Annotated in this window: 8 protein-coding genes; all 8 read left to right on the top strand. The window is 43.1% G+C overall.

Annotation, left to right across the window (positions count from 1 at the left end; all coding sequences use genetic code 11):
• Positions 1 to 13 precede the first annotated feature (13 nt).
• The 8 genes from ACOIT5_RS01735 (at position 14) to ACOIT5_RS01700 (ending at position 10,992) form a co-directional block, all read left to right on the top strand.
• Entirely contained in the window at positions 14 to 925 is a 912-nt protein-coding gene (locus ACOIT5_RS01735) for an alpha/beta hydrolase (RefSeq protein WP_423128746.1), read from the top strand.
• Positions 926 to 999: 74 nt separating this feature from the next.
• Positions 1,000 to 2,418: a hypothetical protein gene (locus ACOIT5_RS01730; protein WP_423128745.1), complete on the top strand. Its 1,419-nt coding sequence runs from the start codon at positions 1,000 to 1,002 to the stop codon at positions 2,416 to 2,418.
• A 15-nt stretch (positions 2,419 to 2,433) separates the two neighbouring features.
• Entirely contained in the window at positions 2,434 to 3,174 is a 741-nt protein-coding gene (locus ACOIT5_RS01725; protein ID WP_423128744.1) for a (Fe-S)-binding protein, read from the top strand.
• Entirely contained in the window at positions 3,171 to 4,550 is a 1,380-nt protein-coding gene (locus ACOIT5_RS01720; protein WP_423128743.1) for a lactate utilization protein B, read from the top strand. Before ACOIT5_RS01725 ends, ACOIT5_RS01720 begins: the two co-directional genes overlap by 4 nt.
• Positions 4,531 to 5,139 carry a LutC/YkgG family protein gene (locus ACOIT5_RS01715; RefSeq protein WP_423128742.1) on the top strand — a complete coding sequence of 203 codons (609 nt, stop codon included), beginning with the start codon at positions 4,531 to 4,533 and terminating at the stop codon, positions 5,137 to 5,139. The genes ACOIT5_RS01720 and ACOIT5_RS01715 overlap by 20 nt, the downstream gene beginning before the upstream one ends.
• A 375-nt stretch (positions 5,140 to 5,514) precedes the next feature.
• Entirely contained in the window at positions 5,515 to 6,093 is a 579-nt protein-coding gene (locus tag ACOIT5_RS01710) for an RNA polymerase sigma factor (RefSeq protein ID WP_423128741.1), read from the top strand.
• Between the two features lie 82 nt (positions 6,094 to 6,175).
• Positions 6,176 to 7,384 (top strand): FecR family protein, encoded by a 1,209-nt coding sequence (locus ACOIT5_RS01705; protein ID WP_423128740.1) that lies wholly within the window; start codon positions 6,176 to 6,178, stop codon positions 7,382 to 7,384.
• 179 nt (positions 7,385 to 7,563) lie between these two features.
• Positions 7,564 to 10,992 (top strand): TonB-dependent receptor, encoded by a 3,429-nt coding sequence (locus ACOIT5_RS01700; protein WP_423128739.1) that lies wholly within the window; start codon positions 7,564 to 7,566, stop codon positions 10,990 to 10,992.

Here is a 10,992-nt window from a genome sequence, read left to right as displayed (position 1 = left end):
AAGTCATCAGATCATGAAAAAAACACAGATACTCATTTTTGCGATTTTATTTTGGAATTCTCTGTCTGTTGCTCAGAATTTTGTTGAAATTCCGTTGTATAAAGCAGATGCTAAAAATTATTCTGAAAAAATTGAATACGATGCAGATGGGAATATAACTCATATTTCGGGAGACGTTAATCCCCGGCTTCTTTTATTTCGGCCTGATTCTGTGAATGGTACAGCCATTGTTGTATGCCCGGGTAGCGGGTATGCACGTATGGGCATTGGAAATACACGATTTATTGCCCAAAGATTAAATAAAATGGGCATCACTGTCTTTATCCTTGTTCACCGGCTTCCAAAATTTATGGTTGGGAACGACAAATCGGACGCGGTATTCAAAGATGTACAAACAGCCATGTATTACGTCCGGGAAAATGCTGCCCAATATGGATTATCAAAAGATAAAATCGGACTTTGGGGCTCATCCGCCGGAGGTCACCTGGCTGTCATGACTGCTACCCACTACGCTGATAACGGTTTTGCCATTTATGATACAACATCGATTCGTCCTGATTTTGTGGTATTGGCATGGCCGCTGATTAGCTTCCGCCCCGGATTGGTTCATGCGGGTTCAGTGAAAAATCTTTTAGGAGATTCCCCTGACGACGATCAGATTGCCTATTATTCTGCTGATGAATGGGTGAATAAAAACACACCAGTTACTTTTTTAGTCCATGCCTCAGATGATAATGTCGTGCCTTTTGAGAACAGCATCCGATATTTTAACGCTTTAAAAAATTATAATATCGATGCAGAACTTCATATTTATGAAAAAGGAGGCCATAACGCATTTGGATTAGCGCCATCTGTACCTGACGACCAATCATGGCTGACCCAGCTTGAAATCTGGTTGAAGAACCATGAATTTTGCAAGGAATAGCAGCCTTTAAAGCGCAGTGCATTTTAAGGCTTAGTTCAAATAAAAATCAGTATGAAACCAATATTTATCACACCATGAAACAAATCGCATTCATCCTTATAATCTGCACCACAATCAACATGAACTCCCTGGGACAACATAAAAATGTAAGCTGGGATTTATTCCAATATTCCGGCCCGGGATTAACTCAAATTGGTTGGTTGGACACCAAACACGCACGCGAAATCCAATCGTCGACCTGGTCGGTAGGCTGCGAAACCCTCGACCGCGACTATGCCAAATTCAGTGTGTATAAAAACTACGTGGGCGAACTGGGCGTAAAACATGCCCGCCTGCAAAGCGGCTGGGCAAAATGCGAAAAAGAAAAAGGTAAATACAATTTTGAATGGCTCGACAGTTGCGTGTATGGCCTGACCGAACAATCGGTGCAACCCTGGATGTGCTTGTGTTACGGCAACCCGGTTTACGGCTCGGACTTTAACCTGCAGGCGAAAATTTTTACTGATGAGAAAACAATGAATGCCTGGTTGAAATATGTAGAGGCAACGGTAAAACGATACAAAGATGTAATCAAAGAATGGGAAATTTGGAATGAAGCGAATAACGGGAACAAAGATCCGGAAGTATACGCTTCACTGTTCATAAAGACGGCTGAAGTGGTAAGAAAGGTGCAACCCGATGCGGTTATCATTGGTTTATCGACTTACCGGATTCCGCTGGATTACATCAAAGAATTTCTTGACATCTTAAAAACAAACAAGAAACTGAACCTGCTTGATTATGTCTGCTATCATCCCTATCTCAATAATCCGGATGATAGCTACGAAGATGTCGACAAATTAAGCGCTTTGGTAAATTCTTACAGCCCGGATATTAAGCTGTACCAGGGTGAAAATGGCTGTCCGTCGATTTTGGAATGGGGGCATGCCCTGAAATATCATACATGGACGGAAATCAGCCAGGCAAAATGGTTCGTGCGGCGCATGGCAGGCGACCGGGTGCGTGATATCCGCACCAATGTTTTTACGCTCATTGATTTGAAATACACCAACATGCTGCAATCGTTCGGACTGATCCGTTCTAACCTTTTACATGAAATTATTTACAAACGTCCTTCATACTACGGCGTTCAGCACATGGTTTCTTTTTTCGACGATTCCGTTAAATCCGTGGGTGAATTAAAATACAATTCAACAGCAGATCAAAAAATAACTGTTGCCGGATTCAGAAAAGAAGGTTCCCCGATCGTGTTGCTTTGGCACAAAGACCGGATTCCCGGCGATGAATTCAAATGGGATTTGACCAACATAACGATTGAAGGGGTGAATTTCGATGATCCGGTTTATGTGGAAATGATTTCAGGAAAAGTTTATGAAATCGGGAAAACCGACCGGGAAAACAAAGGAAAAGATGTTGTATTAAAAAACCTGCCGGTTTGGGACAGTGTGATGATGATCGCCGAACGTTCGCAGGTAAATTTGAAAACTGAGTAGCAAAAAATTAGGAGTATGAAGATCGGCCTTTTTATTCCCTGCTACATCGACCAGTTTTATCCGCATGTGGGAATTGCCACGCTGGAATTATTGCAAAAACTAAAATTGGATGTTCATTATCCCTTAAAACAAACTTGTTGCGGACAGCCACTGGCCAACAGCGGGGCAGAAAAGAAGGCCGTCAAAACGTATAAGAATTTTGTCCGCAATTTCAGCGAATTCGATTACGTGGTTTCTCCTTCGGGCAGTTGCGTGTACCATGTACGCGAACATTACAACATCCTGGAACAAACTGAAGAAGTAAAGAAAGTCAGAAAGAACACGTATGAACTCTGTGAGTTTCTAGTTGATGTCCTGGGAATTGATGACTTGAAAATCCGGTTTCCCTATAAAGTGGGAATCCACCAGAGTTGTCATGGTTTGCGCGGGTTGAAGCTGGGAAAGTCGTCGGAATTGATTGCAGGAAGCTATTCCAAAGTACACCGTCTGCTTGAGAAAGCTGAAGGAATAAAAATTATTCAGCTTGACCGCGAAGACGAATGTTGTGGTTTTGGCGGCACGTTCTCCGTATTCGAACCCGATGTTTCCGTGAAGATGGGAAAAGAACGGATACGCGACCACGAGCGTAACGGCGCCGAAATTATTACAGCTACCGACATGTCGTGCCTGATGCACCTGGAAGGGATCATCCGCAGGGGAAAGAAAAACCTGCGCGTAATGCACATTGCCGAAATTTTAAACAGCAACAACTTATGAGCGGACATGCAGTAAAAGCCAAACAATTCCTGAAGGACGACAGCCGAGCCGACTGGCAGGATCAGGCGCTCTGGGTGGTACGCAAAAAGCGGGACACGGCGGCAACATCGGTTTCCGACTGGGAAAATCTGAGGGAACGGGCATCCCAAATCAGGGACAATGTTCTTTCCAACCTTGACAACTACCTGGTGCAATTTGAGGCAGAAGCTCTGAAGAACGGGGTGCAGGTCCACTGGGCGGAAGATGCGGATGCTTTCAACCGGATCATGCTGAATATCATCCATGCGAATAACGGCCGGAAGATCGTCAAAAGCAAATCGATGCTGACCGAGGAATGCGGTTTAAACCATTTTCTGGAAAAGGAAGGCATTGAGGTGGTGGACACCGACCTTGGGGAACGTATCATCCAGTTTCGGAACGAACCGCCGAGCCACATCGTTTTGCCGGCCATTCATTTAACAAAGGAGGAAGTGGGGGAGCTGTTCCATGAAAAGCTGCATACCGAAGAAGGCAATTCCGATCCAACTTACCTTACTGCGGCTGCAAGAGCCCACCTGAGAGAAAAATTTCTGGAGGCAGAAGTGGCGATCACCGGGGTCAATTTTGCGGTTGCCGAAAACGGCACGGTGGTGGTCTGCACCAACGAAGGAAATGCAGACATGGGGGTTCATGCTGCACCGGTGCAGATTCACTGCGTGGGTATCGAAAAAATTATCCCCCGCACTGAAGATTTGGGCGTATTCACCCGCTTGCTGGCACGTAGCGCTACGGGACAAGCCATAACCACTTATACGTCGCATTACCGGAAGCCCAAACCGGGGGGACAAATGCACATCGTGATCGTTGATAACGGCAGGTCGCAACATTTGGGTATCAACACCCACCGCAACTCGCTGAAATGTATCCGCTGCGGGGCCTGTATGAATACCTGCCCGGTGTATCGCCGCAGCGGGGGCTACAGCTACGGCAGCGTGATTCCCGGCCCGATCGGCTCCATCCTGGCTCCGGTGCGCCAGATGAAAGAAAAACAGGACTTGCCGTTTGCCTCTTCGTTGTGTGGCTCCTGCTCCAATGTTTGTCCGGTGAAAATTGATATTCACAGCCAGTTATATCAATGGCGGCAGGAAATATCAGAAAAAAAATTGCTCCCAAAAGCCAAAAGCTATTCAATGAGTCTCGTCGGAAAAGTTCTGGGCAGTAACCGGATATATAATTTTTCGGGCAGAGCGGCCCGTTGGGCATTAAAAAATATGCCCCGAAAACTTATTTACAACCGGTGGAATACCTGGGGACAAGGCCGTGAATTGCCCGAAGTCCCGAAAATGTCATTTAAAGAATGGTATAAAAAGAACGGCAATGAGCAAAAAGGAAGATAAACAAACCATAAAACCGGAAAGCCGCGAAGCCATCATTGCTCGGGTCAGGCAGAACAAACCGGAGGAAAAACCACTGCCCGAAAGTTTTTCAGCGAACCATAATCCTTCTTCAAAAACACAATTGTTTGAGCAGTTAAAACAAAGCCTGATTAAGGCAGGGGCCGAAATAATTGAATTAGCAGAAAGGCATGAACTGCAACACTATCTTGAAACACAGCGTAATGGAACGATTGACCTGACCAATGCAAAAATCAGGGAGAAATATTCATCAGGCATTTCAAAAGAAGAGCTTGAAAAAACAAAAACGGTTATTGTCGGCGGACAGTTTGGAGTGGCTGAAAACGGCGCGATCTGGCTCGACGAATCTGATTTTAACAACCGCTTGCTGCCCTTCGTCGCAGAGCAACTGGTTATTGTGTTAAACAAAGAAAACATCGTTGCCAATATGCACACAGCCTACCAACGGATAAACCTGGAGAACACCGGCTTCGGCGTATTTATTTCAGGACCGTCGAAAACTGCTGATATTGAACAGAGCCTGGTTTACGGGGCCCATGGGGCGCGAACGGCTACAGTTGTTTTTTATTGACGAAAAAGCAGCCGGACGTGTGCTAACCCGGCAAAATCTGCGAACTAAACTTCCGGAAAAAATAATTTACGACTTACAGCAACTCCCGGCTATCTGTAAAGTACGGTCAATACCTCCGGTTTTGCTTTTTTGGGGACATGATTTACAGGACAAAATTGAATCATGCTTTCCTGATATTGTATTATTTTCTTTTAAAGTGCCCCCTTTTATTCCTTTTTTTTACATTTGAAGATATCGGAGGATATGTTACATTTACGGGCGAAACAGATAAGGCAAGTCAGCATAAATTCATAATCAAATTCATATACGACTTAATTTGAGATGATTCACTTTTGATCGAATTCTAATTTTTCAGTCCGTGTTTAAATTCATTAAATGAACGAAGACAGTCAGATATGGGTGAATTTTAAGAACGAAGAGGATGAGGCCCTTTCGTATATCTATCATGAAAATATTGATTTCTTATTTGGGTATGGTAGAAAATTTTCCAAAGACGATTCCTTCATATTGGACATCATTCAGGATTTGTTTTACGATTTAATTCGAAACAGAAAAAGCTTAGGCGAAACGGATAATATTCGTTTGTATCTCTTAAAATCATTTAGGCGGAGATTGATCCGGGAACTCGAACGGAACAAAAAACAGCTTTTGACCAATACCAGTCGCCAGGTGGAGGCCAACATCGTTTTTTCGGTCGAAGAAGAATTTATACAGGATGAATCTCAAAACCGGAAACTTCAGTTTATCCGGGAAGGGATGCAGAAGCTTAATGCCCGGCAGCGTGAGGTTTTGTATTATAAATTTACCTGCTGTTTCGAGTATGAGCAGATTTGTGAAATCATGTCTATTTCATACGACTCTGCCCGCCAATTAGTCTCCAGGGCAATTCATTCGCTAAAGAAAAAACTGGAGAACACGGAGTTGTATCTTATGTTCATTTTTCAAAGGTTTTAAATTCAGAAAAAAAAATCTCATTTTTTTTGTCACAAAATGGTTTCTCCTGCCTTTTGTAAGTATATAAGGCATTAAAATGATTTTGAAAAAATACTTGAATTATTCTGTTGAGGAATTGCTGGAAGACAAGGAATTTGTATCCATTGTTCAGCGGATGAAAAATGACGGAGAGTGGAACCAATTCCTTCAATCGCCTTCCGAATCTAATGAAAATATTCTCAAAGCCGGGAAAATCATTGATTTGTTTAAAACAACCGAAGGGATACTCCCGGAACATAAAAAGCATAAACTCTGGCAAAATATCAGCACATTCAATAAAGGGTATAAGCAGGATTATAAACGGAGGAGAATCAGGAACTTTTCAGGAATCGCGGCCTCCCTTTTACTTATCATATCGATTGGGAGTTTAATCTATATAAAATCAAATCCATCCCGGAATCACTATCAATTTTCCATAAATCATAATGGTTTAAGCACAGAGAATCCACTGTTGGTTCTTTCGACCGGCGAAAAAGTGGATCTGAAAAAAGATGAATCGGAAATCACGATTTTAAAAGATCAGGACGCCATTCAAATCAATAACGACAGCATTGTGAGGAGCCAGGCTTTTGGTACAAACAGTAATGACAAACCGGTATACAACGAGGTTGTTATTCCGTTTGGCAAAAAATCGAAACTGGTTTTGGAAGATGGTACAAAAGTGTGGTTGAACGCCGGAACCCGTTTTGCATTCCCTCAACGGTTTACAGGCAGGAAGAGGGAAGTATATTTGGAAGGTGAAGGGTACTTTGAAGTGGCAAAGAATGACAACAAACCATTTATCGTGAGTACGAACACGATGAATGTGGAGGTATTAGGTACAAAATTCAATGTTTGTGCGTATCCTTCTGATAATTTTGCGGAAACTGTTCTTTTGAACGGGAGTGTTAACGTTTTGGGGAAAGGGCGATTTTTCAGCGACAAAGTAATCATGGCTCCCGGCCAGAAAGCAACCTATGTTAAAAACGGGAGAAACATTACCCTGGAGAACGAACTGATGCCTGAATTGTATATTGCCTGGGTAGAAGGGTGGTACCAGTTTTCTAACGAGAATTTTGAAGAGGTCCTGACAAAGATTGAGCGGTATTATAATGTGACTTTCAAATATGAACAAAATTTATTTTCAAAGGCGTTGCCCGTTTCCGGCAAGTTGGATCTGAAAGAATCTATCAATGAGGTGATGCTTGTTTTGTCGAAAGTCGCAAGGATTGACTATGAAATATCTGAAAACAGTGTAATTATTTTTAAATAACAGCGCCTATGCAAATGTCAAAAATATAACGATAAAAAGAAAACCGGGGGAATTAGGCCTCCACCGGTTTTCAACGTTTATCTAATAGAGGTATTAATAATAAACTAAGCAAAACTATGAAAAAAAAACGAAACGGACCGTGCTATGTACATAGCAGGATGTTAAAATTATTGTTGAAAATGAAACTACTAACCTTTTTTATGCTTGTGTCGGTGGTGACTGTTACAGCCAACAGTTATTCTCAACAAACGAAGTTCAATATGTATTTTGAGAGTACTACCGTCCGGCAGATTTTTCAGGCGATTGAAGAAAACAGTGAGTATATTCTGCTTTATAGCGAAAGATCTGTCGACGTAGACAGAAAAGTCAGCATAAAAGTAAAGAATGAGACTGTCGATTCAATTCTTGATCAAATCTTTAAAGGGACAGACAATTACTACGAAATATACGACCGGCAAATTGCCATCATGTCAAAAGACAGCCCCGGTCTTCCTTCCATTATGGCCAGTGTGGTGAATATCGCTCAACAGCGGCAAGTCCGGGGAGTTGTAACAGATTCCGGCGGTTTTCCCTTGCCGGGAGTTGCTGTGGTTGTTAAAGGAACCACAATTGGGACAGTTACTGATCCGGATGGCGTTTTTACCTTAAAAAACGTTCCCGAAAAAGCAACCCTGCTCTTTTCATTTGTTGGAATGAAACCTCAGGAGATTGCTTATTCCGGTCAGGAGATGCTCAATGTAAAAATGGATGAAACCACCACCGGAATCGACGAAGTGGTGGTCGTTGGTTACGGAATCCAGAAGAAAGTATCGGTAACCGGAGCGGTATCATCCATCGAAACCAAGGATGTAGTTCAAAGTTCGTCTGCCAGTTTGGCAAATGCGCTGGCCGGCCGGATTTCCGGCTTGACTTCGATCCAGTCTGGTGGAGGTCAGCCAGGGAGGGATGACGCAACCATGTATCTCCGTGGAGCTGCAACCACCAACGGTACAAGTCCATTGATTCTTATTGATGGTGTCCCTCGTGATAACATTCGTACAATTGATCCGAATGAGGTCGCGACGATTTCAATTTTAAAAGATGCCTCTGCAACAGCGTTATTTGGCGTTCGTGGAGCAAATGGCGTAATTCTGATTACAACCAGGCGGGGTGCTGAAGGAAAAATGCAGCTTACCCTGAATGCACAGCAGAGTTATACTTCTTTTACCCGCGAACCGGAACGGCTTCATTCATTGGAATATATGGCATTGAGGAATGAAGCAGCTCTCAATGACGGAATCACAACTCCCCCTTTCAATCAGACAACAATGGATATGTATGCCAATCCTCTGGATGGTCTCGATCCAAATGACCCGGATTATGAAACACAAGCCCGAATCAGACGATATATGTATCCCGATCATGATTATTATCGTGAGTATATTTCCCGTTATGCTCCTCAAACCCGAATCAACCTGACTGCAAGCGGAGGAACGAATCAGATTTCTTATTTTGTGAATGCCGCTTACCTCCATCAGGGAGGTAACCTGAAAACTGAACCCGAGTCGGTTTTAGGGTATGACCCGTCAGCCAAAATGGACAGATATAATTTTAGATCCAATATTGACTACAAGGTTTCCGAATCATTCAAATCGTTTCTTAATATCGGAAGTTATATTGAGCAGGTCAATATGCCGGCAGCCTGGTTATACGGAAACGATACCAACTGGATGATGCGCGACCTGCTTTACCAGGCGCAGACGATTCTTCCGATTACTCCCGGTCCGACAACAATCGAAGGATTTGGCGTTGCCCCCGGACAAATTGTAGATCCGGGTTATATGGACCGTTCAGCATTTGAAATTATGAACCGGATGGGGTATCGGAATGAGGTCAGATCTAATCTGAATGTATCATTGGGAATGGAATGGGATTTAAGCAATACCATTACCAAGGGATTAAGTGTAAAAGGAATGATTTCCTACGATTCCAGGTCAACAACCGCCATGCAGGGACAGAAATCAGAACGCCTTTATCTGGCCGAAATCAATCCGGAGACAAATACATTAAACTACGCCGTAAAGCGTTCCGATGAAAGCCTGCTGTCGATTGCTAAAGGCGCTGATTCGCGGTACAACATTAACCTTCAGGGAACAATCAACTATAACCGGACGTTTGGCGATAAGCACGATGTGACTGGTATGGTCCTGGCCCAGCGGGATTACTGGGAATCAACTGCCGGAGAAATACCCTATAACTTATTGGGAGTTGCCGGACGTTTCACATACGGTTTTGACGGGCGTTATTTGGGTGAAGTGAATATGGGTTATAACGGATCGGAACAATTTGCCCCAAGTAAGCGCTATGGCTTTTTCCCCGCAGTGTCTGTTGGTTGGGTGATCAGCAATGAGCAGTTTATGAAAGAGAATAAAACGATTACCAATCTTAAATTAAGAGCATCTTACGGAAAAGTTGGTAATGATAAAATGGGAACTGCCCGTTTCCTTTATCAGGATAATATCAGCATGGGGTCAGGACCTCTTGGTAGTCTGGGGCTTGGAAGGGGCATTAACCAAGGCCTTTTAGGGAACCCGAACCTAACCTGGGAGCTCGCAAAAAAACAGAATTATGGGATTGATGTGCAACTGTTCAACGACCTGAATATAACCTTCGATTATTTTGTTGAAAACAGAGATAAGATATTGATTTCAAGAGGAATGGTTCCTGAATTACAGGGAGTTCCATTGGGGAATATTCCCAAAGTGAACATGGGGAAGGTTGATAATAAAGGATATGAAATTGAACTGACGTACAACAAGACGATTGCAAAAGACTTGCAATTGATGGTCAGAGGAAACTACGGATACAACCACAATACGATCCGTTTTATCGACGAGCCAATTCGCGACGAATCATATGCCTATCAATACCGAAATACCGGATATTCAATCGGTCAGGCCTGGGGGTATAAAATTGATTACAGCAATGGGAACGGATACTTTAATTCACAGGAAGAGCTGAGTGAATACCTTGGAACGACGAGCTATGGATTTGGTGAACCTCGTGTTGGTGATATCAAATACATTGATCTGAATAAAGATGGCATTATTGACAGTAAAGATCAGGCTCCTATTGGTTACTCAAGCATCCCGAGGGTATCTTATGGTCTTACCATTAACCTGACCTATAAATCACTCGATTTTACAACCTTTTTCCAGGGCGTGGCCAAGTATAATTCAAACTATGCGCAACAAGGAGTATACGAATACATAATAAGAGGGACTTATTTTGATTATCATAAGACTGCATGGACTGCAGAACGTTATGCCAACGGAGAACGAATTACATATCCTGCCCTAAGTACACACAGTACCACGAACCATGTTGCCAACGACTTTTTTATCATGAACAGGTCATTTATCCGGCTGAAAAACATTGAACTGGGATATACTCTTCCCAACGGGGCATTGAGGTTACTGGGGATTGACAAATTAAGAGTTTATGTCAGCGGGCAAAACCTGATTACCTGGGATCATCTGCGTTTGGGACATCTTGATCCGGAGAATAATGATCCAATCGGATATCCGGTGACCAAGATGAAAAACGTTGGTCTTGACATCACTTTCTAA

Origin of the sequence: Gaoshiqia hydrogeniformans, assembly GCF_049347105.1 — a bacterium.
Lineage (GTDB): Bacteria > Bacteroidota > Bacteroidia > Bacteroidales > Prolixibacteraceae > Gaoshiqia > Gaoshiqia hydrogeniformans.
This window is presented reverse-complemented; position numbering and strand designations above follow the sequence as displayed.